Source organism: Hyphomonas sp. J20-32, assembly GCF_055808555.1.
The window spans coordinates 3,168,689-3,193,685 of the sequence record NZ_CM147873.1 but is presented as its reverse complement, the minus strand read 5'-3'; the positions used below and the strand labels follow the sequence as shown (position 1 = coordinate 3,193,685).

The window sequence follows — 24,997 nt, the reverse complement described above, 5'->3', positions numbered from 1 at the left end:
TAGAATGATGCCTGACACCTTGGCGGAAGATACAGTGGTGGGAGACACAATGCGTGTACTCGTGATCGAAGACGACGCCGAAATGGCAAGTTTCATCAAGAAAGTGCTGGTTGAGGCCGGGCACAGCGTCGATACGGCGATTGACGGTGAACGCGGACTGGAACTGGCCCGTTCGGCTGATTTCGATGCGCTCGTTGTCGATCGCATGCTGCCTGCCAAGGACGGCCTGACACTGCTCAAGGAGTATCGGGAAGCGGGCGGCAAGACGCCTGCGCTCTTCCTGTCTGCGCTGGGCGATGTCCAGAACCGGGTCCAGGGCCTGAAGGCTGGGGCAGATGACTATTTGTCCAAGCCGTTTGCGCCGTCTGAACTGGCTGCGAGGGTCGAAGCGCTCGGCCGCCGACAGGTTGGCGAGCCGCAGGTCACGTCGCTGAAGGCTGGTGACCTCGAGATGAACCTGCTGACCCGCAAGGTGACGCGGGCCGGCAAGAAGATCGACCTGCAGCCGCGCGAGTTCCGCCTGCTGGAATACCTGATGCGCCATGCCGGACAGGTCGTGACCCGCACCATGCTGCTCGAAAAAGTCTGGGATTATAATTTCGACCCCCAGACCAATGTCATCGACGTGCATATCTCGCGCCTTCGGGCGAAGATCGACAAGGAGTTCGAAGAACCCTTGCTGCATACTGTGCGCGGTGCCGGGTATCGCCTGCAGGGCTAGACGGGCCGCGTGCGGACTGGCACGAGGCGAGTCATGAAACTCGGCCTGCCGACCTTCCTGAGAACGACGACGTTCAAACTGGCGCTGCTCTACAGCGCCATGTTTGCGGCGTTTTCGGCAGCGTTGCTGATCTACCTCTACTATTCGACGGTCTACTATATTCGCAACGAATCCGACCGTCGGCTCGATCTCGAGTTCGAGCAGCTCGGAAACGCCTATTATACGGGCGGGATGGAGCGCCTGAGCCAGTCCGTGCTGGAGCGCATGACGCGGACTGGGTCGACCTATTTCTATTACCTCGAGGATTCCTCGGGCCGGAAGATTGCCGGTCACTTCCAGCGGATGCCGGTGGCGCCGCCGGAAGTGGATTCCAAGACGGTCTATTTCGATTTTGACCAGCCCGAACCCGACGGGTCGATGATCGTGCGATCCGCGGCAGGCAAGTTCGTGCGTCTGCGCGACAATGGCGGGGCCCTGCTCGTGGCGTTCGACACGGCGCAACAGACGGCGATCGTGGTGCGCATCCAGCGCGCGATCTTCATCGCGGCGCCGATCGGGCTGGTCCTGTCGCTGCTGGGAGGCGTCCTGATTTCCCGAGGCGCGGCAAGCCGAGCGGATGAGCTTGCCCGGACGGCAGAGGCGGTAATGGGAGGCGAACTCGGACGGCGTGTGCCGGTGCGTGGATCGGGTGACGAATTCGACCGGCTGGGCCAGCGGATCAATGCCATGCTCGACCAGATCGAGAAGCTGGTCGACGCAACGCGCAATACCGGAAACGCGATCGCGCATGACCTGCGCTCGCCCCTGTCCCGCCTGCGCAACCGGCTCGAGATCGCGCTTTCCCAGCCCTTGTCGCAGGAAGCAGCAAGCGCGACGCTGAACGAGACCGTCGAGGAGGTGGACCGCGTGCTGGCGACGTTCAACGCCATCCTGCGCCTGGCCCGCCTTGAAGCCGGGGCCGAAGGCGAGCGTGTGCGCATGGATGTCAGCGAACTGGCTGAAGAACTCGCCGAACTGTTCGACCCGGCCTGCGAAGAAGCGGAGCTGACGTTCAAGAGCCAGATCGCCCGGCACCTGATGATTCTTGGCGACCGCGACCTGATCGGTCAGGCCTTGTCGAACATGCTGGACAATGCGGTGAAGTATACCCCGGCGGGCGGAACGATCCTGTTCACGGTCGCGCGAGGGCCGGACGGCACGATTGACCTGACGGTCATAGATTCCGGTCCCGGCGTGCCGGCAGAAGCCCGCCAGCGTGTCGTGCAGCGTTTCCAACGACTGGATTCGGCGCGCACACAACCTGGATCCGGCCTCGGGCTCTCGCTCGTGGATTCGGTCGCTGACCTGCATGGCGGCAAGTTGATCCTTCTGGATGCAGGAGGACCGCCCGGCCAGCCCGGCCTGAAAGCGATCCTGCGACTTCCACGGGCTTAGCGGAACATGCTTGAGATACGTCCCCTTGCCTCGACGCCCGACGCGGCCCTCACTGTGGCGATCAATCACGCGCCCTACTTGAGGCGGCTGTCGGAACGGACCGAAGCGCGCCCGTTCGACGCGGCGCTTGCGTCGGTGACGGGCCTGCCGGGCGAGACACCTATCGAAGATGCAATGACAAAGCTGCGCAAGGCGAAGGCTGCCGTCCACCTTGCGCTTGCGGCCGACGACCTGTCAGGCAAACGCAGCGTGATGGAAGTCACCGCGGCGCTGACGCAGTTCGCAACGGCGTCGGTTCAGGCAGCGTTGCGTGTCGCGCTGACGAACCGGGGCCTGTCAGACAAGGGGCTGTTCATTGTTGCGCTCGGCAAGATGGGCGCGTTCGAACTCAACTATTCCAGCGATATCGACATCGCCGCCTTCTACGAACCGGACGGTTTTGATGGCGGCGAGCGATCGCCCGGCGAAACCGCGCAGCGCGTGCTGAAGGATGTTGTCAGGCTGCTCGATGAAGTGACGGCCGATGGCTATGTGTTCCGGACCGACCTGCGCCTCAGGCCCGACCCGTCGTCGACGCCGCTCGCAGTTTCAACTGCGATGGCGGAAATGTATTATGAGAGCGTCGGGCAGAACTGGGAGCGGATGGTCTGGATCAAGGCGAAGGTAGCGGCCGGTGACAAGGCGGCTGCCGCGCGGTTCATCGAAAGGATGGGATCCTATGTCTGGCGCCGAAATCTCGACTATTGGGCGATTGACGACATCCAGGCCATCAAGCGGATGATCAATACCAAGATTGGCGCACACGGATTTGAGAATCCGGCGCCCGATATCAAACTGGGCCCAGGCGGCATTCGCGAAATCGAATTCTTCGTCCAGACCCAGCAACTGATCCTGGGTGGTCGCCATCCAGCACTCAGGGACAATACAACGCTGGGCGCGATGGCGGCCTTGCGGGATGCGGGCATCGTCACGAGCGATACGGCATCGGCCCTTACCAAGGCCTACAAGTTGCTCCGCGATGTCGAGCACCGGATCCAGATGCTCCATGACGAGCAAAGCCATACGGTTCCGGCAGATTTGACGGAACGGCAAGGTGTGGCGGCGCTTTGCGGATATGAGTCGCTTGGGGACTTTGATCGCGACCTTCTCGAAACCCGGCGCGTGGTTCAGGCGGCCTATGATGCGTTGTTCGCCCGGGACGACCGGCAGGATGAGCCAAGCCGTATCGGCAATCTGGTATTCACCGGTGTGGATGACGATCCCGAGACCGTCCGTACCCTGTCGGGACTCGGATTCGGTGACCCGAGTGCTGCCATTGCGACCATCCGGAAATGGCACCGGGGGAACGTGCCCGCGACCCGCACCGTGCGCGGACGGGAACTGCTGACGGCGATCCTGCCGCGCATGCTGGAAGCGATGGGTGCGACCGGTGAACCGGACGAGGCGTTTCGCTGGTTCTCGCGCTTCTTCAGCGGGCTGTCGTCAGGCGTGCAGACGCTGTCCATGCTGCTGGCCAAGCCGGCGCTGCTCGATGACCTGGTGGCGACGCTGGCCCTGGCGCCGCGTCTCGCCGAGATACTGTCCCGCCGGCCCGACCTGCTGGAAGCGCTCGTCAGCGGCGAGGCGCCTGAGCCGCCAAAGATTACCGCAAGCACAAGTTTTGATGCCGCGCTGGACGAATGGCGTCGCTATCATCGTGAGCAGAGCTTCCTGATCGGGCACAACCTGCTGCACGGGCTGATCAATGCCTCGGACGCGGCGGCGCATTGGTCGCGACTCGCGGATGGCACGATCCGCCAGATGGCCGCGGTTGCCGAGGCCGAGACAGTGCGGCGGTATGGCGAGGCGCCGGGCGTTTGGGGTGTCTTTGCGATGGGCAAGCTCGGCGGGTCGGAACTGACGGCGGGATCCGATCTCGACATCATCGTGGTCTATGACGCGCCGTCGCTGGATGCGCAGACATGGTTCACACGGGTTACGCAGCGCCTGATAACGGCGCTGACGGCGCCGACGGCGGAAGGCGCGCTGTATGAAGTTGACATGCGCCTCAGGCCTTCGGGGCGCGGCGGACCTGTGGCGGTAAGCCTGACGGCTTTCAAGAGCTACCAGAATGATGAGGCGTGGACCTGGGAGCATATGGCGCTGACGCGTCTGCGGTTCGTGGCGGGTGACGCCGGGCTCGGCAGCAATGTGCTGTCAATTGGCAAGGCGGCCATTGCAGACCGTGCCGGCAAGGACGGTGGACAGATCGCGCAGGATGTCTCGGAGATGCGCCAGCGCCTCTATCGTGAAAAGCCCGGCAAGGGCCTATGGGACCTGAAAACCGAAAAAGGCGGGCTGATCGACATCGAGTTCATCGTGCAACAGGACATGCTGCTGATGGGCAAGACGGATTGCATCTGGCCGAATGTGGGCGAAGCGCTGGAAGGCATCGCAGACAGTGGTTATCAACCGTCGGCACCTTATGCCGTGCTGCAGGAAGGCTTGGCTTACCTGCAGTCCTTGCAACAGGTCCAGCGCCTGGCGGTCGGCAGTGAGATGACCGCAGACGATATACCGGAGGGCCTGAAGGACCGGCTGTGCCGTGCCGTGGGAGCTGAGGATTTTGCCGCTCTCGAGCGCCATCTCGCAGATCTGAAGGCAAGGGTGCATGCGATCGCTGCGGAAAAACTGCAGCTGCCAGCGACGGATTGAGGACGGTGTGCCGTTGAATGCGTGATGGGTTAATCACGACAACGGAGAAAATCCTCATGAAACGTACCACACTTGCTACTCTGATCGGCGCTGCGGCACTTGTCATTGCGGTGCCCTTTGCGGCGCAAGCCGAGCGCGGGCACGGCCGACACGGCGGCCCAGACAGCGAACATATGAAAGCAATCGATACCAACGGCGATGGCGACATCTCGAAGGAAGAGATTCAAGCTCACCGCACGACGATGTTCAATGCTGCTGACGCGAACCAGGACGGCGCCTTGACGCTGGATGAAATGACCGCGCACCACGAAACCATGGAAGCGCAGCGCAAGGCCGAACGTCAGGCCCGGATGTTCGAGAAACTCGACTCTGACGGCAATGGCGCGGTGAGCGCGGCAGAGTTTGCAAGTCGCCCGATGCACGGCATGGACCGCTTCGACACGGATGGTGACGGCATAGTGAGCGAAGAAGAGCGAGAAGCCGCCCGCGCAACGATGAAAGACCACCGCGGCAAGTGGGGCCGGCACGGCGATCGACGGGCGCCAGACGCTCCCGACGCGCCAGACGGCGAATAAGACACCCGGAATGCCGGGCGGGCCGAGTGCATGACATGCGAAATCCTCCCCTCTCTTCGCACTTCCAAATGCGTTCGGCGCGCCCGGCGACCCGGTTCCTGTCCGCAGCATGTGGCGAAGGTGTTTTCCCTTCGTCAGATCGCGCGCTAGACTTCTACCACGTGGCATTCTCGTCCGACCTTGATCAGATCACACGAGCGGCTGCCGGGGAACGGCAGGCGGTGTCTGCGCTGGTCAATCGATACAGCCCCGGCGTGCTGGCGCTCGCAACCCGCATGCTGGCAGACCTGGCTGAGGCCGAGGACGTGACACAGGAAACGTTCATTCGCGCCTGGAAGGCGTTGCCGAGCTGGGAGCCGCGGGCGAAATTTTCGACCTGGCTGCACCGCGTCGCACTCAACCTTTGTTACGACCGTCTGCGCAAGCGCCGGGAGTCGACCATGGCTGAGCCGCCGGAACAGGTCGACATGGCGCTGCGTCCTGACGATGCACTGGACCAGTCAGAGCGGGTCAAGGCTGTTGAAGCGGCCATTGCTGCGCTTCCTGAGCGCCAGGCCGCTGCCTTGACGCTGTGCGCGCTGCAGGACCATTCGCAGGCCGAGGCGGCAGCGATAATGGAGATAAGCGTGGAGGCGCTTGAAAGCCTTCTCGCGCGAGCGCGGCGGACGCTGCGTTCAGAGTTGATGGAAAGGAGCGAGGCATGACGACAGACATGACCGATGCACGGCTGATTGCGTTGATCGAAGCCTGGGGCGCGGATGCGAACGCATTTCCGGAAACCGAGCGCGCTGCGGCCAAAGCCTTGCTTGCCAAATCGCCGGAACGGTTTGCGGCCGAACTTCAGGCCGCCCGGGACATGGACATATTGCTGGGCGGATTGCCGACTGTGACACCGTCTGCGGCGCTCACAGCTGCTTTGCTTGGCACAGCACCTAAAGAGGCGCGACCGAAACGGCAAAGCTGGCTTGCTGCGATACCGCGCTGGCCGACGGTCGGAGCTTTCGCGTCGCTCGCCATCGGCCTTGCAATCGGGTTGGGAACCGCCCAGCCTGCGACCACTGGCACCTCGGAGGATGCTGTCGATACGCTTGTCTATGCCGCGCTCGGATTTGACGTGCTCAACTATTCTCAGGAGACCACTCAATGAGTGAGCCCACCCCAACGCGCCGGATTCCGTTCTGGCTGACGCTGTCAATCATGGCGAACCTGCTTCTGGTCGGCCTTGTGGCCGGTTCGATGTTGCGCTCGCCCCGGAATGGATTCGGGCCGGATGGCATGCCGCCGCAGCGACCGCCCGTACTGGGCGAGGCCAGTCTCGCGGATCGCATGATGGTGCGCCGCATGATGATGGATGCATTCCGTTCTGCGGACACGGAAGTCGCAGACCGGCGTGCCGCCCGGGCCGCGCTGGGCGATGCCCTGCAGACCGACCCCTATGATCCGGAAGCCGTGCGGCGGGCCTTTGGTTCCTTGCGCGTTTCGGATGAGGCCGTGCACACCGCAATCCATGAATCGCTGGTTGGCCGGCTGGGTGAACTCAGCGTGGACCAGCGCACGGCGCTGGCCGAGATGCTGTCGCGCGAGCCGGGCGACGGCCCCCGGCGCGGGCATCGCAGGTTTGGTCGCGATGATGACGGTCCGCCCGGACCGCGCGACCAGGAATAGGTTTGTCAGGTCAGTCCTTGGACTTGTGCGCCAACGTCCCGGCGTTTGCTTCCCAATTCTGGCCATCAAAGGCATTGATCGTCACGTTGAGGGATTGCCAGGCATCAAGGCAACGCCACGTGACCGCAAACCCGCCCGGGTTTGATCGGGGAATGTAGTAACTCTTTATGCCGCAGGTCTTGCAGAACAGGTGGCGGGCCTGGCCTGTGTTGAACTTGTATTCCGTCAGGTTGTCCGCGCCCTTGAGAACGCGGAACCGGCTGGCAGGCACGATGACATGCGTGTTGCCGCTCATGGCGCAGATCGAACAGTTGCAATCCTCGACTTCAAAAACGTCCGGCAAGTCCACTTCGAAGCGGACCGAACCGCAATGGCATCCTCCAGACCGAAGGTTACGTGCGTCGGGCATCGGTTGTCATCCTGCAGAGTTCAATAGGGTCGCGGTATGTATGAGATCGCTTCGCGGTTCATGCAACCCAGACAGGTGGCTTGCGATGGGCCCAGGGCGCGGACCGTTCCAATTGCCCCGCCAGTGCGAAGAGCAGGCTTTCGGTTCCGTAACGGCTGCCGAACATCATGCCGAGGGGGAGACCCGAGGGGGCGGTCGGGGTGGGGGCGGTCCAGTGCAGGGGCACCGACATGGCCGGGGCGCCCATCTGGTTGAAGACGGGGCAGTGCGGGCTGAAGCTTGCGACGGCTTCGCCCATCGTGTCCGGATCTGCGGTCAGGGCCATGACGCCGAGCTTTTCCGGTGCCCGCGACAGGGTGGAAGACAGGGTCATGTCGAAACCGCCCTCATCGAGGAAGCGCTCATAGGCGATGGCGGCGGTCTGGAACGTATTGTTGGCGTGGGCGAGTTCGACCATGGGCACGGTGCGGCCGAGATTGGCCATGGACAATGTGATCGGCTCGAGCTCGTCCTCGCGTACGGGCCTGCCGAGCATCCTGGCTCGGTCGTCGATCATGGCGGCGATATTGGCCGAGATGGTGAACAGGGCGGCCTTGCCGAGCGCGGCGCCGTCCATCTGGGGCGCTGCTTCCACGACGGTGTGACCAAGGCGTTCGAGCAGTTCGGCGGTGAATTTCAGGCCGGCTTCGGCGTCCGCGTCGGGCTTGGTGTCGTTCGGTGCGGTACGCCAGAGGGCGATCCTCAGCGGTTTGGGATCGTGGTCGAGTTCTGCGAGGAAGGTGCGCGCCGGCGGCGGCGCATGGTAGCGGCTGCCGACCTCCGGGCCGTGGGAGACGTCGAGCAGGGCGGCGCTGTCGCGCACACTGCGGCTGACTGCGTGGACGGTGGAAAGGCCGTTCCAGCCTTCTGTCCGCCCGGGGCCCATCGGGATGCGCCCGCGCGAGGGCTTGAGGCCGAACAGGCCGCAGCAGGCAGCCGGAATGCGGATGGAGCCGCCGCCATCGCTTGCCTGCGCGAGGGGCAGCACGCCAGAGGCCACGGCAGCGGCTGCGCCGCCGGATGACCCGCCGGAGGTGCGGGTCGTATCCCAGGGATTCCGGGTCTGGCCGTAGAGCGTGGATTCAGTCGTCGTGGTCAGGCCGAATTCGGGCGATGTGGTCGCGCCGAAGAAGACGAGACCCGCCTTGCGGTAGCGCGCTGCGAGCGTGCTGTCAGCCGGAGCGACATGCCCTTTCCATGCGACCGAGCCCTGCGTGATCGGGGCGCCCTTGATGTCGACGGCGAGATCCTTGGTGACGAAAGGAACGCCGGCAAACGGGCCGTCGCCGAGCGGCTGTTCGAGCTGCTCATGGGCGAGCTCGGGGAAAAGCGCAGAGAAGCAATTGATCTGTTCCTGCGCCCCTTCGGCATGGCCGAGGGCCACATCAAGCAGCTCTGAAGGTTTCACCTGCTTCGTGCGCACAAGCTGGGCAAGGCCCAGCGCGTCATAATCCTTGAAATCGTCCATCCTTGGGGCCCCTCTGCGTTTTCCGGCAGTCTGGAACCTGTGGCCCTGAAAGGGAAGGGCCTACGCGAGGGTGACGGCCGTGCCGGAGACGGCAACCATCATCATCGAGCCGGACTGGCCAATCACCTGATAGTCGAATTTCACGCCGACGATGGCATTGGCACCGAGGCGTTCGGCGTCGCGGATCATCTCGTTGATGGCGCCGTCACGCGTTTCGCGGATGGTCTTTTCGTACGCATCCGAACGCCCGCCGACGAGATTGGTGAAGCTGGCAAGGATATCCTTGCCGAGATGGGCGCCGATAATCACCTCGCCGCAGACGATACCCTTGTAGGCCGTGATGCTACGGTTCTGAATCGTGGGTGTGGTGGAGACGATCATGGGAAGGCTACTCTGCTGCTGTCTTCGCGCCGTCATCGTCCAGCACTTCCAGCATCCTGATGGCGCTGTCGGCGATGACGGTGCCGGGGGGGAAGATGGCGGTGGCGCCGGCGGCGTAGAGGGCGTCGAAGTCCTGCGGCGGGATGACGCCGCCGACGATGATGCGGGCGTTTGCCGCACCTTCATTGCCGAGGGCGCGTTTGAGTTCCGGCACGAGCGAGAGGTGACCGGCGGCGAGCGAGGAGGCGGCGACGATGTCGACCCCGGCCTTGCGCGCGTCGGCGGCGGCTTCTTCAGGTGTCTGGAAGAGTGGGCCGATCTCGACATCCCAGCCGAGGTCCATGAGGGCCGAGGCGACGACCTTCTGGCCGCGATCGTGGCCGTCCTGACCCATCTTGGCGATGTAGATTTTCGGGCGGCGGCCATGCTTCTTTTCGAAGGCGGTGGCGAGCGACTGGGCTTGGTTGGCCTTGTTGTCGCCTTTGACGCCGCCGCCATAGACGCCCTTGATCGAACGGATGACGGCGCTGTGGCGGCCCTGGCTGCGTTCGACGGCCTCGGAGATTTCGCCGACAGTGGCCTTGGCGCGGGCGGCGTCGACGGCGAGGGCGAGCAGGTTGCCCTCGGTGCCGGCGGCGGCCTTGGCGATGGCGTCGAGCGCGGCGGTGACTTCGGCTTCGTTACGGTCAGCCTTCAGGCGCGCGAGCTTGTCGAGTTGCATGCGGCGCACGGCGGCATTGTCGACCTTGAGGACGGGCACGTCTTCGTCTTCATCGAGATGGAACTTGTTGACGCCGACCACGGTCTGCGTGCCGCTGTCGATGCGGGCCTGCGTATTGGCGGCGGCTTCCTCAATGCGCAGCTTGGGCAGGCCTTCCTCGATGGCCTTGCGCATGCCGCCCATTTTCTCGACTTCCTCGATATGGGCGAGGGCCTTTGCGGCGAGGTCATGCGTCAGGCGTTCGACGTAGTAGGAGCCGCCCCACATGTCGATCGTCTGGCAGGCGCCCGCTTCCTGCTGCAGGAAAAGCTGCGTGTTGCGGCTGATCCGGGCGGAGAAGTCCGTCGGCAGGGCGAGGGCCTCGTCGAAGCTGTTCGTGTGCAGGCTCTGCGTCTGGCCGCCTGTGGCTGCGACGGCTTCGAGGCAGGTGCGGATGACGTTATTGTAGACATCCTGCGCGGTGAGCGACCAGCCAGAGGTTTGCGAGTGTGTCCGTAGGCTGAGGGACTTAACGTTCTTCGGCTTGAACTCCTTCTCGACCAGTTTCGCCCAGATGAGGCGCGCGGCGCGCATCTTGGCGACTTCCATGAACGTGTTCATGCCGATGGCCCAGAAGAAGGACAGGCGCGGCGCGAACTTGTCGACGTCGAGCCCGGCGGCGACGCCTGCGCGGATGTATTCAATGCCGTCGGCCAGCGTGTAGGCAAGCTCGAGGTCTGCCGTCGCGCCGGCTTCCTGCATGTGATAGCCGGAGATCGAGATGGAATTGTATTTCGGCATGTTCTGCGACGTGTAAGCGAAGATGTCCGAAATGATCCGCATGCTGGGCTTGGGCGGATAGATATAGGTGTTGCGAACCATGAACTCCTTGAGGATGTCGTTCTGGATCGTGCCGGCCAGCTTGTCGGGCGTGACGCCCTGTTCCTCGGCGGCTGCGATATAGAGCGCGAGGATCGGCAGCACGGCGCCGTTCATGGTCATCGACACGGACATCTTGTCGAGCGGGATGCCCGAGAAGAGCGTGCGCATGTCGTAGATGGAATCGATGGCGACGCCCGCCATGCCAACATCGCCGGAGACGCGGACGTGGTCGGAGTCGTAGCCGCGGTGGGTGGCCAGGTCGAAGGCGACCGAGAGGCCTTTCTGGCCGGCGGCGAGGTTGCGGCGATAGAAGGCGTTGGAGTCTTCCGCGGTGGAGAAGCCGGCATACTGGCGCACGGTCCAGGGCTGGTTCGTGTACATGGTCGGGTAGGGGCCACGGCCGAACGGCGCGAGGCCGGGATAATCGTCGAGATAGTCGAGGCCCTTGGTGTCTTCAGCCGTGAAGGCTGTTTTGACGTCAATGCCTTCGGGCGTGTGCCATGGCTCGCCAAGCGTTGGCGCGACGGATTTGGCGTGCGGAGCGCCGAGGTCTGCGGCGGTGAAATCAGGGAATTTGGTCATTGGGAAAGCCCCAGTTCTGCGTGCGCGAGCGTCAATGTGTGCAGCACATCGCAGCCCATGAAGATGTTGGAGTCCACGCCGGGCGCTTCGAACTTGCCGGCGAGCCAGAGGTGGCGGACGCCCGCGGCCTTGAGGGCGGCCGCAGCGGCTTTGGCCTCATCCGGGTAGCGCGTGTCGCTGCCGCAGAGGACGGCGATATGGCAGCCGGAGGCCTTGTAGGCGGCGGCGAGCTCGGCGGCGGATTTCGGCGCGACGGGCGGCTCTGTCGCGGCGATGCCGCCAGCGGCGAACAGGTTGCGGGCGAAGTCTGTGCGGGCCGAATGCTCGGCGACGGGGCCGAGCGTGGCGAGGAAGATGGCGGGTGCTTTCGGGGCGGCTGCGGCGGCATCGCGCAGGGCCTCGAAGGGGGCGGCGAGGTGGATGGGGAGGAGGGGCGCGCAGGTCTCGGCCATGTCCGGCGCGGCGGAGGCCGGTTTCGGTTTCACCGGATCGGCAACGGGCGCGGCGATCTCTTCCAGCAGCGGGAATTCGCTGACGCCGGTGATCGGCACCTTGCGCTTGGCGATGTCCTTGGCGCGGGCGTCGCGGGTGGCGGCGACGCGGCCCTGGAAGGCGCCGGAGAGGAGGCTGGCCGCGAAGCCGCCTTCTGTCTCGATCTGCTGGAATTCGGCCCAGGCGGCATTGGCGAGGTCTTCGGCGAAGCTTTCGGTGAACCAGGCGCCGCCGGCCGGGTCGGCAACGCGGCCGAGCTGGCTTTCTTCCATGGCGATGATCTGGGTGTTGCGGGCGATGCGGCGGCCGAGTTCTTCCGGGATGCCGAGGGCGGAATTGAACGGGCGGACGGTGATGATGTCGGCGCCGCCAATGGCCCCAGCGAAGGCGGCGGTGGTGCAGCGGAGCATGTTGGTCCAGGCGTCATAGCGGGTCAGCATGCGGGCCGATGTGGTGGCCTGGATGCGCATGGGCACCGGCGAAACCTCAAGCAATTCAAGGCAACGCGCCCAGAGGCGGCGGGCGGCGCGCAGCTTGGCGACGCCGAGGCCGTAATTGGCGTCGAGGGCGAGCGAGAAGGTGATGCGCGGCACGAGGGCGGCCACATCGGCCTCTGGCAGGCGGCGCAATGTGTCGACGGCGCTGGCGATCAGGGCACCGAGTTCCTGCGCGTCGGAGCCGCCGGCCTCGTGCACCATGCGGGCGTCGATGCGGAGCCGACCGGCGCAGGGCAGGTGCGCGGCGAGGGTGGCCAGGGTATGGGCGAGGCGTTCGAAGGTCTCGTCGAGGGCGGAATCAAGGCCGCCCGTGCGCGCGAGGGCGCCGAGCGGGTCCAGATTGACATCAAGCTTCAGCGTAGACGTGTCGGCCTGCGCCTGTGCCCATTCGACAAGCAGCTCGGCAGCGTCGAACCCGGCATCGCGTACATGATCGAGTGCGACAGGGGCGATGGCGGCATTCACGCCCTTGAGGACAGTTGTGAGCGTGCCGAGGTCTGCGACCTGAACGCCGCTCTCGCCTGCAGGGTCGAGCGTCAGTTCGACTGACGAGACGCCGCGCTCGAGGTCGCGCAGGATTTCAGCGTTGGTCGTTTCTGGCGAAGGATGGGTGAAAGCCTGACGAATATCCCAGGGCAGGTAGGCGTCCGGCGCGGCGGTCGGGCCGCGCAGGTATGGCGCGGCTCCGGGCAGGCCGAGGGGGTCGGTCGCGGACGGAAAATCGCTTTCGCGATAGAGCGGGCGCACGTCCAGCCCGTCAGCCGTATGCCGTGTGATCGAGTCGATGCCCTTGCCCTTGAGGGCCTTGTCGACGGCGGCCAGCCATTCGGCTTCCGTTGCGTCCTTGAACGCGCTGCTGAGGGGGAGGATGTCGTCTGCCATGGTGTGCGGTGCCTGTATTCACTAGTGTGCCTAGGTAATGGAGTTGACGCCAACGTAAGGTCAAGGCCTAGCGCAACGGCAGGGGTGCGGCCTGATGCCCCCGAACATGCTTGTGGCGCCGTGTGTAAGCGTATTTACTGCAGGAACAGGGATGAAACAGGCAGGTGCAGAGGCGCCGCCGAGCAGGAAGGCACTTACCGATGAGACTGAATAAGGCGAGGATCGCACCGCTGGCAGATGCGGAAATGGACACCGAACAAAAGGAGGCGCTGGAAAAGACGTTTCACGGGCGGCCTGTCTACAATATTTTCCGCACGCTGGCGCGGGCGCCGAAGGCATTCAAATCCTTTATGCGCTGGGGCGGCTATATCCTGTCGGATTATAACAGCTTGGCCCCGCGTGAGCGCGAGATCGTCATCCTGCGCACCGGCTATAACTGGAAGTCGGGTTATGAATGGGCCCAGCATGTGCGCATTGGCAAGGAATGCGGCCTGACCGAAACGGAAATCCAGCATATCAAGGAAGGCCCATTGGCACCGAGCTGGTCGCCGCTGGAAAGCGCGATGCTCCGCGCCGTGGACGAGCTGACGACCGACGCCTTCATCACCGACCGGACATGGGACGAACTTGAGGGCCTGACCGAGAAGCAGCGCATGGACCTGGTCATGACCGTTGGCCAGTACACGCAAGTGTCGATGATGCTGAACTCGTTCGGCGTGCAACTGGACGCTGATCTTGAGTTGGACACGGACCTGGAGCGTTGAGTCTCGGCGACGTCTCCGGCCGCCTTGCCGGTAAGGTGGCGATCATCACAGGTGCCGGACAGACGCCGGGCGAGACAATCGGCAACGGCAAGGCCATGGCGCTGCTGTTCGCGCGCGCCGGGGCAAGCGTTATTTGCGTTGATCGGGATGGTGCGCGCGCTGCTGAAACGGTTGCAGGAATCGAAAGCCAGGGCGGCGTAGGTCGCGCCTGCGCGGCTGACATATCCAGGTCAGAAGACACGCGCCGTATCGTGGAGGAGTGTATCGACGCGTTCGGGCGGGTCGATATTCTCGTCAACAATGTCGGCATCGGCGGCAATGGCGACGGACCGCCGCACAAGCTGACCGAAGATGCGTTCGACCGTATTCTTCGCGTGAACCTGAAGGGCGCGTGGCTGGTCACCAAGGCGGCGATGCCCGGGATGCTGGAGCAGCGCCGCGGCGCCATCGTGAACATCTCGTCGCTGGCATCGATCGCGGGCGGCTTTCAGATGGCCTATGAGGTGTCGAAGGCGGCGATGAACCGGATGACGCGTAGCGTGGCGATGAGCGGGGCGTCGCGCGGCGTGCGCTGCAATGCGATCACGCCCGGCCTGATGGACACGCCGATGGCGATTGGCGGCATTGCAGCTGCGCGCGGAATCTCTGAGGAGGCGCTACGCGAGGAGCGCGCGGCAAACGTGCCCATGAAGTTCATGGGAACCGGCTGGGACACGGCCCACGCGGCGCTATTCCTGGCGAGCGACGAGGCTCGGTTCATTACGGGCGCTGTTTTGCCGGTTGACGGTGGCGGTAGCGCCCGGGTGGGATGAGGCAATACGCCTGCGCCACACACCTGTTTCTCCCTCAGGACAAGTCCGGGGATGAGGGGTCGCAAGTCACACTCCCGATACCAACAAGCGAATTATCATCGAGTGCGCCCCCGATATGGGCGAGTAAGTATATTTCAATCAGTTGTCGCTAGACGGCAATATCCACCGACTTTTGCCAGATCGGTGCCCGTGCCGCTCGTGTTTTGGTGAACCGATCGACATTTTCAACTCCGGCTTGCTACCCTGATGATGAGATGTGAGGACATTTTCAAGTGGATGGTTTGAATGAGCTTGGAAGACTCGCCGCGCTCGACCGGTTGGAGGTTCTGGACACTCCAGCAGAGCCGCTTTTCGACAGCCTTACAGAACTGGCGGCGCAGGCCTTCAGCGTACCTATTGCGCTGATTTCCTTGGTCGACCGGGAGCGTCAGTGGTTCAAGGCATGCGTTGGGCTCGACGTTGATCACACCGCGCGGGATATTTCGTTCTGCCAGCACGCAATTGTTTCCGATGACGTGCTCGTGGTTCACGACGCCACCGCTGACCAGCGCTTCTGCAGTAACCCGCTTGTGACCGGACCACCAGCTATTCGCTTCTACGCGGGCGCACCTTTGGTCACCCATGACGGTTATCGCCTTGGAACACTTTGCATCATCGACACGGTGCCCCGAGTGTTTTCAGGTGCGGATGCTTTGCGCCTGAAGGCGATCGCAAAGAGCGTCATGCAAGCCCTGGTCTTGAGGCTCGACAGCCGAGAACGCGAGCGCATAGCGGTCATTGCAGCCGAGCAAGCCGAACTGCTCAAGCAAGCCGAGGAAATGGCGGGCGTAGGGACCTGGTCATGGGATTTGGTTGCCGATCATACCACTTGGTCTGACCAAGTATATCGCATTCACGGCTACGAGCCCACCGCCGAACCGCCACCCTTGCAACGCGCCCTTGAGCGATATCACCCCGACGATGCCAAGTTGTTGTGGGACCACATTCAGGTGGCCGTCGCCGAGGGGCGGGATTATGCATTGAGCGCGCGTATCTACAGACTAAATGGCGAAGAACGGCACGTTATCGCTCGCGGTGCGTGTCGCCGGGACGCCACCGGCGCGGTCACGGGCCTTATGGGAACATACCAGGACGTTACGGACCACGTTGCGACGGAAAGGTTCATACGTACCCTGACTGACAACTTGCCCGGCATGGTCGGCTACTGGGATAACGAACTGCGCTGCCAGTTCGCGAATGCCGCGTATGGGGATTGGTTCGGGCAATCACCCGACGCCATGCTCAACCTCACTCTCCCGCAGCTGTTGGGCCCTGAACATTTCGCCAAGAATGAGGAATACATCCGCAGCGCCATGACCGGTCAGCGCCAGTCCTTTCCTCAAACTTTAGTCAAGCCGTCCGGGCAAATCTGCCACGTCTTGACTCACTACATTCCAGAAATTGACGCTTCGGGTCGAACCCTGGGGTTCTACGTGCTCGCGAGCGATGTGACGGATCTTGCCGAAGCGCGGTACAGGGCCGAGAGCGCTGCTCGCGCCAAGGCGGACTTCCTTTCGAACATGAGTCATGAAATACGCACGCCGCTGAATGGTGTGATGGGTTTTGTCGACATATTGCAGATGACACCGCTGTCGGAAGACCAGGCGTCCTACGTCCGGCGGATTGCTTCGGCGAGCCGATCCTTGCTCGAGATCGTCAATGACGTGCTTGATTTCTCCAAGATCGATGCGGGGCACATGGATGTGGAGATGCGTCCGTTTGATCTTCGTGCGGTGATTGACGAGGTTGCCTCCCTTGTCTCGGCGGCGCGGCCCAACCCACGCGTCAAGATATCCTATCAGGTGGCCCAGGATGTTGCGGCGCAGGTGATCGGCGACGAAGTCCGGGTTCGCCAGATCCTGACCAATATCGTGGGCAATGCGGCGAAATTCACTGAAGCCGGTCATGTCCGGCTGGATGCACGGCTCCGGTCAGGGCGGCTGTGCATGATCGTGGCCGATACGGGACCGGGCATCCCGGCAGACAAGCTGGAGCATATCTTCACCGGATTTTCCCAGGCCGACAACTCGATTACGCGCCGCTTCGGAGGTACGGGTCTGGGCTTGTCGATCAGCCGTTCCCTTGCCAAGCTGATGGATGGTGACCTTACGCTGGTTAGCACGCCGGGCGAGGGAACGAGTGCCATCCTCACGCTGCCCTATTTCCCGGAGCTCCGTACGAAAGCGATCGATACAGACAAACTGGAAGTGGATCGGCAGGCACCCCTCGGCGCGCGGGTCATGGTGGTCGATGATGTCGAGATGAACCGGGCCCTGGTCGAGGTGGGCCTGTCGGCTTCCGGCCATAATGTCGCGAGCTTCGCTTCAGCGTCGGAGGCCATCCAGGCGCTGATCGAAGGTGCAGTATTTGACGTCATCCTGATGGATATCCAGATGCCGGACATGGACGGGAAAATGGCGACGCGGCGTATCCGCGAAATGACCGGCGCGGCAAGCCGCATTCCGATTGTTGCGCTGACAGCCAATGCGCTGGACAGCCACGCCGCAGAATACAAGGCGGCCGGTATGGACGCGCACTTGCCGAAGCCCATTGACATGAAAGCGCTGAATGGGCTGATCGCGCGACTGATGCGTCAGAATGCCGAGAAAAATTCCCGCCACGCAGCCTAGGTCAAGCCGGTGCCTACGTCTTGTTTGATCGCCCAGCGGCGTGTTGAATGTCGCGACTATCTCTGGGCCGTTTCAGGCGTTCCTGGTCTCGTGCCCCTCATCATCGGCCATTCTCCCCAGAGAGAAGGGAGCGCGTGGGTCGGCTATGGTGTGCGCCGCGCAACCTACTCCGCAGGCGCCCAGTTGCCGTGAAAGCCAGGCGGGATGCGATGGGGTATGTGGATCAGGGCGACAGGTGACGCCGTGAAGTTGGTGGCATCGAGGATCGCGAGGTCCGTCGTGTCCGTGTTCCTGTCGATGACATAACCCATCAGCCAACCGTCGCCTTCGGGCGCGCTATCACTGCGCGGAATGAAGACGAATTCGCCGGGCACCCGTCCGGGGCCGAAATCGTGCACTTCGCGGGTGCCGGCATCGAGATCGTGCTTGAAAAGCTTGGTCTGGTCGAAGACTTCGAACCCGTGCTCTTCTGGCAGGGCCATGGTGAAAGCGTAGCGGTGTTTCTTGCCGATGTAGCGTTCGTCCGGTCGCGGGAATTCCTGCGGTGCGGCGTCAATTGTCTTGCGGGCAACGCGGCGTGTCGCGGGATCGATCGTCCAGCGCTCGAAGGAGACCGCATGGGAATCCGGCCCTTGCGTGCTGTCTGTGAACATCGTGTCGTGGACGCTGACATCCATGACGACCTGGCCAGCCTCGTTCTCGTAAGCATTGCACGGATGGAAGACATAGCAGGGATCAATATCGCACCAGATGACGTCGTCATTGGTGCCATGGCGCGGCATCAGGCCGATGCGGGCCTTGTGGGCCGGGTTCCAGCGATACGGGAAGGACTGGCCTGACAGCAGGGTCTTCATCGAGAAGGTCACCGGCAGGTCCATGATGACCACATATTGTTTCGTGATGGAGCAGTCGTGGATCGAAGGGCCGTGCTCGACACTGATAGGTTCCTCTCGGATTACCTTGCCGCCGGCATCGACGACGGTGTGGTGGATCGTGGACGGGTCCATGGCGTAGTAGGTGATGGCATGCATCTCGCCAGTCTCGGGGTCGAGGTGGGGGTGGGCTGAGAAGGAGCCCTTCAGGGTGCCGCCGAACGGATCGTGCGCCAGCGTGTCGAGCTCATCATTGAGGCGGACCGGATAAGCGCCGGCCTCGACGAGGGCCCATGTATTGCCGTTGTGCCCGATGACGTTTGTGTTCGTATTGTCCTGTGTGCCGCGGCGTGGGCCGGGGGCGTCTTTCTCGCCGAGAGCGGCGGACACGGCTTTGGAGCGAACCCAGCGGTTGCGATACCAGAGCGCCTTGCCGTCCTTGAGCCGTACGCCATGGATCATGCCGTCGCCGCTGAACCAGTGATAGGTGGCAGGATTGGGCGGGCTGACCGGGTTGGGGCCGATGCGCAGGTAACGCCCGTCGAGGGCGGCGGGAATTTCGCCGGTCACTTTCAGGTCTTCCAGCGTCAGTTCATCGTGCAGTGGTTCATGGATGCCCGTAAGGAACGTATTCTCGGTTCGCGCCAGTCTGGGCCGCGTCCGGTTGAACGCCACGATCTTCATGATGCCTTGGGTAACACTGTTGCGAATGGCGGTTTCGACGGGACTGGCCATGGGTAATCTCCGGGGGTTGAAACGCAGGCAAATAATGTTTACAGCACTAACATGACCGCGAATGATAACACTGTCAACATCCGTTCGCCAAAAGGCGGCTACCATCATGGCGACCTGCGCGTCGCCCTGATTGCAACGGGGCTGAAAAAGCTTGAGGAGAGCAGCGCGGAATCGTTGAGCCTGCGCGAGATCGCCCGCGAGATTGGCGTCAGCGCTACGGCGATCTACCGGCATTTCCCGGACAAGGATTCGCTCCTGTCGGCGCTGGCCGCTGAAGGCCTGGCCCAGCTCGCGCGTGAGCAGAAGGCGGCTGGAAAGGCAGGCGGAAAGGAAGGCTTTACCGAGATGGGCCGTGCCTATGTGCGCTTTGCCATCCGAAACCCGGCTTTGTTCAGGCTGATCTACTCCTCGCTGCCGTCGGCGAAGGACCCTGCCAATGCGGGCCCCGAGAACACGCCTGGCCTGTTGCTGCGCCAATCGATTGCGGAACTGGCAGGGCCAGGGGCGACGGACGCGCAATACCGCGCGGCGCTGCTGCGGGCCTGGTCTCTGGTGCACGGGCTGGCCATGCTGATTCTCAGCGGGCAGATCGCACCCAAGGATATCGACCAATTGATCAACGAGGTTGTCAGTGTCGACAGCCTCAAACTGGGATAGGTGGGCTTGCGCGCCTGTCCCGACGTTACCGCTTGTCCCCGAACCGGGGGCTTCTAGTTATTTAGCAACGTTATTATCCTGTGAGGAAATTCCATGGCCCTGCCACCCGTTCTGCAAAACCTGCGCGTCCCTGTTATCGGCTCGCCCCTGTTCATCATCTCGAACCCGGACCTCGTGATCGCCCAGTGCAAGGCCGGTGTGGTCGGCAGCTTCCCGGCGCTGAACGCGCGCCCCGGCCCGGTGCTGGACGAATGGCTCGACAAGATCACGACGGAACTGGCCGAATGGGACGAGAAGAATCCCGATCGCAAGGCGGCGCCTTTTGCCGTCAACCAGATCGTCCACAAGACGAACAACCGCCTCGACCACGATGTCGAGATGTGCGTGAAATGGAAAGTGCCCGTGGTGATCACGTCACTCGGTGCGCGGCAGGATGTGAACGATGCAATCCATTCCTATGGCGGTGTGGTGCTGCATGACATCATCAACGTCGTGTTCGCGCACAAGGCACTCGAAAAAGGCGCAGACGGCCTGATTGCCGTTGCCAGTGGCGCAGGCGGCCATGCGGGCACGCTGTCGCCCTTTGCCCTGATCCAGGAAATCCGTCAGTTCTTCGATGGGCCGCTGGCCCTTTCCGGCTCGATTGCGACCGGCAATGCTGTTGCCGCTGCCCAGGCCATGGGCGCCGATCTCGGTTATATCGGGTCGGCATTCATCGCGTGTCACGAAGCCAATGCGGTCGAAGGCTACAAGGACATGATCGTCGACTCCAAGGCTGGCGACATTGTCTACTCGAACCTGTTCACCGGTGTGCACGGCAACTACCTGGCGCCTTCGATTGCCAAAGCGGGCCTCGACGCGAACAATTTGCCGGAATCCGATCCGTCGGCGATGAATTTCGGCTCCGGAGGAAACCAGGAGGCCAAGGCGTGGAAAGATATCTGGGGTTGTGGCCAGGGCATTGGCGCGATCCAGTCGCGGATGTCGACGGCGGAATATGTCGACCAATTGGAACGCGAATATAACGGAGCGCGCGATGCGCTGGCCAAGCGGCAAGCCTACAAGGCCGCACCGTCGCTCGCGACTGCCTGACACTCGAGCGCCTCTCCAACTGATTTCATCGCCCGTTCGCCTTTGACCATAGGCGGACGGGCTTTGTTTTTCCGACCTGGCACCAGCAGGGCGCATGATGGCGTTCATGCTGATCGCCCATTTTCCCGACTTTGATCTTTCTGGCTGGAGCTGGCCGCATTTCAGTCCGCGCGAATTGGCCTGCCGTTGTGACGGGCAGTTTTGCGCAGGCGAGTACTGGCACGACGAAGGCTTCCTCGACGCGCTTGAGGCTTTGCGTACGGCAATCGGCCAGCCTCTGATCGTGAATTCCGGGCATCGCTGCGATCAGTGGAATGCAACGGTCGGTGGCGCGCCGAAATCCAAGCACAGGACCATCGCTGTCGACCTCGCACTAGCGGGGCAAGACCGGTTCGCGCTGCTCGCGGCGGCCGAACGGCTCGGATTCAGCGGCATTGGCCTGGCGCGAACGTTCATCCATCTCGACCGGCGGGCGGTGCCCGCGCGCTGGTATTATAAAAGGAGTGCGGCTTCATGGCAGACATAGCAGGGCTTGCCGCCAGCGCAGCGGGTGGCGGGATATTCGGCCTTATCGGATCGGTGATCGGCCGGGCCGCCGGTCTCGTGGAGCGCCGGCAGGAACAGGCCCAGGAGCGAGCACGCTGGGAGCATGAGAGCCGCCTGATGGACATGCAAATGCAGGCGAAGCGTCAAGCCAGGGAGGATGACCTGCGCCTCGCGGATGTGGAGGGCGGCTGGCAGGGGCTGAGTGCGTCGATCGCGGCAGAGGCGGCCATTGGCGAAAGCTACAGATGGGTCAACGCGGTGCGCGGCCTGACGCGCCCGTTTCTCACCCTTTTGTTGTGGGTCATTTCGGGACTCGTTTTTATGGGAAGCGAGGCAGCGGCGCGGGCCGAGATCGTCGAGACGGCGACTTTTGCGGCGACGGCGGCAACGCTCTGGTGGTTCGGTGACCGAGGACCGAGACGCGGTTTGCGTTGATCCTTTCCTTTCGCGTGATACGCTGCCTTGAATAGAGGGGGTGAGACGATGCCGCTACGCAAGATGGTGGATTTGGGCTCGGCCGGTGCGAGAGACACAGCCCAAGCAGTGCGTACCGGGATCATAACGGCGCTGGACGCCTGCGAATCGGCGATCGCGCGGATCGAGCATTTCGACGGCCCGGTGAATGCCGTCGTGGTACGCGACTTTGACCGTGCGCTGGCGGCAGCCAGGCGCATCGACAAAACACGCCAGCCCGACGACCCACGTCCGCTATTGGGCGTTCCGATGACAGTGAAGGAATCGAATGACGTCGCCGGACTTCCGACGACATGGGGCATGGAAGCCTTCAAGGAGCTTCCGGTCGAGGAAGACGCTGTCGTCGTGCAACGCCTCAAGGCGGCCGGCGCAGTGATTCTCGGCAAGACGAATGCGCCCGTTGCGCTCGCCGACTGGCAGACGGAAAACCCGGTCTATGGGCGGACCTTGAACCCGTACGATCCTTCACGGTCGCCGGGTGGATCGTCCGGCGGGGCCGCTGTGGCGCTGGCAACCGGCATGGTATCGCTGGAGATGGGCTCGGATATCGGCGGGTCGATCCGCATTCCGGCGCACATGTGCGGTGTGTTCGGCCACAAGCCAACCTATGGAATCGTGCCGCTGAAAGGGCATGGGTTCCCGGGCACGGATGGTGTCGACGTGCCGTTGGCGGTTGTTGGCCCCATGGCGCGCAATGCCGGAGACCTCGGTGTTGCGATGGACGTGATTTCCGGGCCGGAGGCGGATTCCGGGTTCAAGCTCGACTTGCCCCCTGCGCGACACGGCACGCTACGGGATTTCCGTGTTCTCATGATGGACAACCTGCCCGGTGTCGGCGCAGATTCAGACACGCGTGCAGCCCTGTCGAACCTGGCAGATGCTCTTGCGGAAGCGGGCGTGACTGTGTCTGACGACACCAGCGGACTGCCACCTCTCGACCAGATGCACGATACCTATGTGAAGATGCTGAACACCGTGATCACGCGCGGCACGCCTGACGCGCGGCCGATCGATGCGCATGCATGGATGGAATTGCTGGATGAACAGATGCGCGTCACACGTGCCTGGCGGGCGGTTTTCAATGACTTTGATCTGGTGATTGCGCCCGTGTTCAGCACGCCCGCCTTCCCGTACCAGACGGATCCGAACTGGGGCAATCGGACGCTTATGATAGACGGCCAGCCGCAACCTTATGGCGCGCAGCTTGCCTGGGCGGGGCTGGCGACATTTCCGGGCCTGCCAGCGACATGTGTGCCAGTGGCAAAGAGTTCCACATGCCTGCCTATTGGCCTGCAGGTGATCGGAGCGCCCTTCGGCGACCGGACCACGCTTGCCTTTGCAGAGCTTCTGGAGGCAGCCGGTCTGACCGTATAACCGGGCATGATTGCGTGGCCCGGCGGGCTGGGCCAAGATCACCCTTTTGCGGGAGACGAGTGGCATGGCCAAGCCGGACAAACTTGTGGTGATCGACGAGGGAACGACATCCACGCGGGCCATCGTATTTGACCGGGCCTTTGCGGAAATATCCCTCGCGCAGCAGGACCTGACACTCGGCTATCCCGAAGACGGCTGGGTAGAGCAGGACGGTGAGGAAATCTGGGACCGGACGCTGGCCGTGTGCCGCGAGGCTGTCGCGGCGGCTGGCGGTGTGGGCGAGATCGCCGGGATTGGCATTACCAACCAGCGCGAAACGACGCTGGTATGGGACCGGGCGACAGGCAAGCCCATCGCGCCAGCCATTGTGTGGCAGGACAGGCGGACGGCGCGGGTGTGCGAGGCGCTGAAAGCGGAGGGTCATGAGCCAGCCGTGCAGGCGGAAACCGGTCTTCTGCTCGACCCCTATTTCTCGGCCACGAAAATCGGCTGGATCCTCGATTCGGTCGATGGCGCTCGGGCGCGGGCCGAGGCGGGTGAACTGGCCTTTGGCACGGTGGAAAGCTTCCTGGTCTGGAAACTGACGGGCGGTCGTGTGCACGCGACTGACGTGACGAATGCTTCGCGTACGCTGCTCTACCGTCTCGGCCTTGGCGATGACGGGGGCTGGAGCGACGCAATGATGGCATTGTTCAATGTGCCCGCAAGCCTGCTGCCGGAGGTGAAGCCGAACGCCGCCGATTTCGGTACGAGCGAGGAAGGCTTGCTCGGCGCGGCCCTGCCGATCCTGTCAGCGGCAGGCGACCAGCAGTCGGCGCTGGTAGGGCAGGGCTGCCTCGCGCCCGGCATGGCCAAGATCACCTATGGGACAGGTGCATTCCTTGTGGCGAATACGGGCCCAGAGCGGCCGAACTCAAAGAACCGTCTACTCGGCACGGTGGGTTATGAACTTCCGGGCGGCGGCGCAATGGCGCTGGAAGGTTCGATCTTCAATGCGGGTACGGTGGTCAAATGGCTGCGCGACGACCTCGGCATCGTGACCTCGGCCGAGGATACCGAGAGTGTCGCGTCCGGCCTGAAAGGCAATGGCGGCGTGTACATCGTGCCGGCCTTTACCGGCCTTGGCGCGCCGCACTGGAATGCTGACGCGCGCGGCACGATCAGTGGCATCACGCGGGCGACGACAGCGGCGCATCTCGTGCGGGCAGGGCTGGAATTGGCAGCCTACCAGACGCGGGACCTGCTCGACGCCTTCTCGGCGGACGGCGCGGAAATCCGCGAATTGCGCGTCGATGGTGGCATGGTGGCGAATGACTGGTTGATGCAGTTCCTGGCCGATATCTGCGACCGGCCCGTGCTCAGGCCCGAATATCGCGAAATGACGGCGCTCGGCGCAGCCGCACTGGCTGCGATGCAGCTCGACTGGCTGGACGCAAAGACCTGGACCGAGCGTCCCGTGCAGGGCAGGCGCTTTGAACCGAAGATGTCGGCAGGGGAGCGCGCGGCGCTCCTCAAGGGCTGGCAGGCCGCGATGCGCAAGACGCTGGCCTGAGACAATGGCTACCGCTGCCGATCCGCATC

The 24,997-nt window shown here is 63.2% G+C and carries 22 protein-coding genes; 16 read left to right on the top strand and 6 right to left on the bottom strand.

Features of this window, described 5'->3' with window-relative positions; translation table 11 throughout:
- Positions 1–49 precede the first annotated feature (49 nt).
- The 7 genes from AC0L7I_RS15485 (at position 50) to AC0L7I_RS15455 (ending at position 7,089) form a co-directional block, all read left to right on the top strand.
- Positions 50–721 (top strand): response regulator transcription factor, encoded by a 672-nt coding sequence (locus AC0L7I_RS15485; protein ID WP_473399166.1) that lies wholly within the window; start codon positions 50–52, stop codon positions 719–721.
- A gap of 33 nt (positions 722–754) precedes the next feature.
- Complete coding sequence (locus AC0L7I_RS15480) at positions 755–2,155, top strand: sensor histidine kinase (protein ID WP_473397325.1); 1,401 nt, start codon at positions 755–757, stop codon at positions 2,153–2,155.
- 6 nt (positions 2,156–2,161) lie between these two features.
- Positions 2,162–4,849 (top strand): bifunctional [glutamine synthetase] adenylyltransferase/[glutamine synthetase]-adenylyl-L-tyrosine phosphorylase, encoded by a 2,688-nt coding sequence (locus tag AC0L7I_RS15475; RefSeq protein ID WP_473397324.1) that lies wholly within the window; start codon positions 2,162–2,164, stop codon positions 4,847–4,849.
- A 56-nt stretch (positions 4,850–4,905) separates the two neighbouring features.
- Positions 4,906–5,424 carry an EF-hand domain-containing protein gene (locus AC0L7I_RS15470; protein WP_473397323.1) on the top strand — a complete coding sequence of 173 codons (519 nt, stop codon included), beginning with the start codon at positions 4,906–4,908 and terminating at the stop codon, positions 5,422–5,424.
- A gap of 161 nt (positions 5,425–5,585) precedes the next feature.
- The gene (locus AC0L7I_RS15465; protein ID WP_473397322.1) at positions 5,586–6,128 is read left to right on the top strand and encodes an RNA polymerase sigma factor; all 543 of its coding nucleotides are present in this window, start codon (positions 5,586–5,588) and stop codon (positions 6,126–6,128) included.
- Positions 6,125–6,571, top strand: coding sequence for a hypothetical protein (locus AC0L7I_RS15460; protein ID WP_473397321.1), 447 nt, complete (start codon positions 6,125–6,127; stop codon positions 6,569–6,571). The genes AC0L7I_RS15465 and AC0L7I_RS15460 overlap by 4 nt, the downstream gene beginning before the upstream one ends.
- On the top strand, positions 6,568–7,089 hold the full coding sequence (locus AC0L7I_RS15455) for a periplasmic heavy metal sensor (RefSeq protein WP_473397320.1): 522 nt from the start codon (positions 6,568–6,570) through the stop codon (positions 7,087–7,089). The genes AC0L7I_RS15460 and AC0L7I_RS15455 overlap by 4 nt, the downstream gene beginning before the upstream one ends.
- A gap of 10 nt (positions 7,090–7,099) precedes the next feature.
- Here the strand turns inward: AC0L7I_RS15455 and AC0L7I_RS15450 are convergent, their stop codons facing one another.
- Genes AC0L7I_RS15450 through AC0L7I_RS15430 form a run of 5 tightly spaced genes read right to left on the bottom strand, consistent with a single transcriptional unit; the run spans position 7,100 to position 13,421 of the window.
- A complete protein-coding gene (locus AC0L7I_RS15450; RefSeq protein ID WP_473397319.1) occupies positions 7,100–7,498 on the bottom strand; it encodes a GFA family protein in 399 nt (132 codons plus the stop codon).
- A 58-nt stretch (positions 7,499–7,556) separates the two neighbouring features.
- Entirely contained in the window at positions 7,557–9,005 is a 1,449-nt protein-coding gene (locus AC0L7I_RS15445) for an amidase (protein ID WP_473397318.1), read from the bottom strand.
- Positions 9,006–9,065: 60 nt separating this feature from the next.
- Complete coding sequence (locus AC0L7I_RS15440) at positions 9,066–9,386, bottom strand: YbjQ family protein (protein WP_473397317.1); 321 nt, start codon at positions 9,384–9,386, stop codon at positions 9,066–9,068.
- A gap of 7 nt (positions 9,387–9,393) precedes the next feature.
- Positions 9,394–11,550 carry a methylmalonyl-CoA mutase gene (scpA, locus tag AC0L7I_RS15435; RefSeq protein ID WP_473397316.1) on the bottom strand — a complete coding sequence of 719 codons (2,157 nt, stop codon included), beginning with the start codon at positions 11,548–11,550 and terminating at the stop codon, positions 9,394–9,396.
- Positions 11,547–13,421, bottom strand: coding sequence for a methylmalonyl-CoA mutase family protein (locus AC0L7I_RS15430; RefSeq protein ID WP_473397315.1), 1,875 nt, complete (start codon positions 13,419–13,421; stop codon positions 11,547–11,549). The genes scpA and AC0L7I_RS15430 overlap by 4 nt, the downstream gene beginning before the upstream one ends.
- A 200-nt stretch (positions 13,422–13,621) precedes the next feature.
- Between AC0L7I_RS15430 and AC0L7I_RS15425 the strand changes: the two genes are divergently transcribed.
- The 3 genes from AC0L7I_RS15425 (at position 13,622) to AC0L7I_RS15415 (ending at position 17,666) form a co-directional block, all read left to right on the top strand.
- Entirely contained in the window at positions 13,622–14,185 is a 564-nt protein-coding gene (locus AC0L7I_RS15425; protein WP_473397314.1) for a carboxymuconolactone decarboxylase family protein, read from the top strand.
- Positions 14,182–14,997: an SDR family NAD(P)-dependent oxidoreductase gene (locus AC0L7I_RS15420; RefSeq protein WP_473397313.1), complete on the top strand. Its 816-nt coding sequence runs from the start codon at positions 14,182–14,184 to the stop codon at positions 14,995–14,997. The genes AC0L7I_RS15425 and AC0L7I_RS15420 overlap by 4 nt, the downstream gene beginning before the upstream one ends.
- A 272-nt stretch (positions 14,998–15,269) precedes the next feature.
- Entirely contained in the window at positions 15,270–17,666 is a 2,397-nt protein-coding gene (locus AC0L7I_RS15415) for an ATP-binding protein (RefSeq protein WP_473397312.1), read from the top strand.
- A 164-nt stretch (positions 17,667–17,830) separates the two neighbouring features.
- On the opposite strand, the gene AC0L7I_RS15410 is transcribed toward AC0L7I_RS15415, so the two are convergent.
- On the bottom strand, positions 17,831–19,273 hold the full coding sequence (locus tag AC0L7I_RS15410) for an 8'-apo-carotenoid 13,14-cleaving dioxygenase (protein WP_473397311.1): 1,443 nt from the start codon (positions 19,271–19,273) through the stop codon (positions 17,831–17,833).
- A gap of 51 nt (positions 19,274–19,324) precedes the next feature.
- Here AC0L7I_RS15410 and AC0L7I_RS15405 point away from each other — a divergent pair, with 51 nt between their 5' ends.
- From AC0L7I_RS15405 to glpK, 6 genes are all read left to right on the top strand, one after another.
- Entirely contained in the window at positions 19,325–19,930 is a 606-nt protein-coding gene (locus AC0L7I_RS15405) for a TetR/AcrR family transcriptional regulator (RefSeq protein ID WP_473397310.1), read from the top strand.
- 93 nt (positions 19,931–20,023) lie between these two features.
- The gene (locus AC0L7I_RS15400; protein WP_473397309.1) at positions 20,024–21,022 is read left to right on the top strand and encodes an NAD(P)H-dependent flavin oxidoreductase; all 999 of its coding nucleotides are present in this window, start codon (positions 20,024–20,026) and stop codon (positions 21,020–21,022) included.
- A 106-nt stretch (positions 21,023–21,128) separates the two neighbouring features.
- Positions 21,129–21,548 carry a D-Ala-D-Ala carboxypeptidase family metallohydrolase gene (locus tag AC0L7I_RS15395; RefSeq protein ID WP_473397308.1) on the top strand — a complete coding sequence of 140 codons (420 nt, stop codon included), beginning with the start codon at positions 21,129–21,131 and terminating at the stop codon, positions 21,546–21,548.
- Entirely contained in the window at positions 21,536–22,003 is a 468-nt protein-coding gene (locus AC0L7I_RS15390) for a hypothetical protein (protein ID WP_473397307.1), read from the top strand. The genes AC0L7I_RS15395 and AC0L7I_RS15390 overlap by 13 nt, the downstream gene beginning before the upstream one ends.
- Positions 22,004–22,051: 48 nt before the next feature.
- Positions 22,052–23,416, top strand: a complete 1,365-nt coding sequence (locus tag AC0L7I_RS15385; RefSeq protein WP_473397306.1) for an amidase family protein — start codon at positions 22,052–22,054, stop codon at positions 23,414–23,416.
- Between the two features lie 64 nt (positions 23,417–23,480).
- On the top strand, positions 23,481–24,968 hold the full coding sequence (gene glpK, locus AC0L7I_RS15380) for a glycerol kinase GlpK (RefSeq protein ID WP_473397305.1): 1,488 nt from the start codon (positions 23,481–23,483) through the stop codon (positions 24,966–24,968).
- The last annotated feature ends 29 nt before the right edge of the window (positions 24,969–24,997 follow it).

Bases quoted from the DNA above. Each gene is read 5' to 3' on its own strand.
- AC0L7I_RS15485 (WP_473399166.1), top strand. From the start codon at position 50: ATGCGTGTACTCGTGATCGAAGACGACGCCGAAATGGCAAGTTTCATC.
- AC0L7I_RS15480 (WP_473397325.1), top strand. From the start codon at position 755: ATGAAACTCGGCCTGCCGACCTTCCTGAGAACGACGACGTTCAAACTG.
- AC0L7I_RS15475 (WP_473397324.1), top strand. From the start codon at position 2,162: ATGCTTGAGATACGTCCCCTTGCCTCGACGCCCGACGCGGCCCTCACT.
- AC0L7I_RS15470 (WP_473397323.1), top strand. From the start codon at position 4,906: ATGAAACGTACCACACTTGCTACTCTGATCGGCGCTGCGGCACTTGTC.
- AC0L7I_RS15460 (WP_473397321.1), top strand. From the start codon at position 6,125: ATGACGACAGACATGACCGATGCACGGCTGATTGCGTTGATCGAAGCC.
- AC0L7I_RS15455 (WP_473397320.1), top strand. From the start codon at position 6,568: ATGAGTGAGCCCACCCCAACGCGCCGGATTCCGTTCTGGCTGACGCTG.
- AC0L7I_RS15450 (WP_473397319.1), bottom strand. From the start codon at position 7,498: ATGCCCGACGCACGTAACCTTCGGTCTGGAGGATGCCATTGCGGTTCG.
- AC0L7I_RS15445 (WP_473397318.1), bottom strand. From the start codon at position 9,005: ATGGACGATTTCAAGGATTATGACGCGCTGGGCCTTGCCCAGCTTGTG.
- AC0L7I_RS15440 (WP_473397317.1), bottom strand. From the start codon at position 9,386: ATGATCGTCTCCACCACACCCACGATTCAGAACCGTAGCATCACGGCC.
- scpA (WP_473397316.1), bottom strand. From the start codon at position 11,550: ATGACCAAATTCCCTGATTTCACCGCCGCAGACCTCGGCGCTCCGCAC.
- AC0L7I_RS15430 (WP_473397315.1), bottom strand. From the start codon at position 13,421: ATGGCAGACGACATCCTCCCCCTCAGCAGCGCGTTCAAGGACGCAACG.
- AC0L7I_RS15425 (WP_473397314.1), top strand. From the start codon at position 13,622: ATGAGACTGAATAAGGCGAGGATCGCACCGCTGGCAGATGCGGAAATG.
- AC0L7I_RS15410 (WP_473397311.1), bottom strand. From the start codon at position 19,273: ATGGCCAGTCCCGTCGAAACCGCCATTCGCAACAGTGTTACCCAAGGC.
- AC0L7I_RS15405 (WP_473397310.1), top strand. From the start codon at position 19,325: ATGACCGCGAATGATAACACTGTCAACATCCGTTCGCCAAAAGGCGGC.
- AC0L7I_RS15400 (WP_473397309.1), top strand. From the start codon at position 20,024: ATGGCCCTGCCACCCGTTCTGCAAAACCTGCGCGTCCCTGTTATCGGC.
- AC0L7I_RS15395 (WP_473397308.1), top strand. From the start codon at position 21,129: ATGCTGATCGCCCATTTTCCCGACTTTGATCTTTCTGGCTGGAGCTGG.
- AC0L7I_RS15390 (WP_473397307.1), top strand. From the start codon at position 21,536: ATGGCAGACATAGCAGGGCTTGCCGCCAGCGCAGCGGGTGGCGGGATA.
- AC0L7I_RS15385 (WP_473397306.1), top strand. From the start codon at position 22,052: ATGCCGCTACGCAAGATGGTGGATTTGGGCTCGGCCGGTGCGAGAGAC.
- glpK (WP_473397305.1), top strand. From the start codon at position 23,481: ATGGCCAAGCCGGACAAACTTGTGGTGATCGACGAGGGAACGACATCC.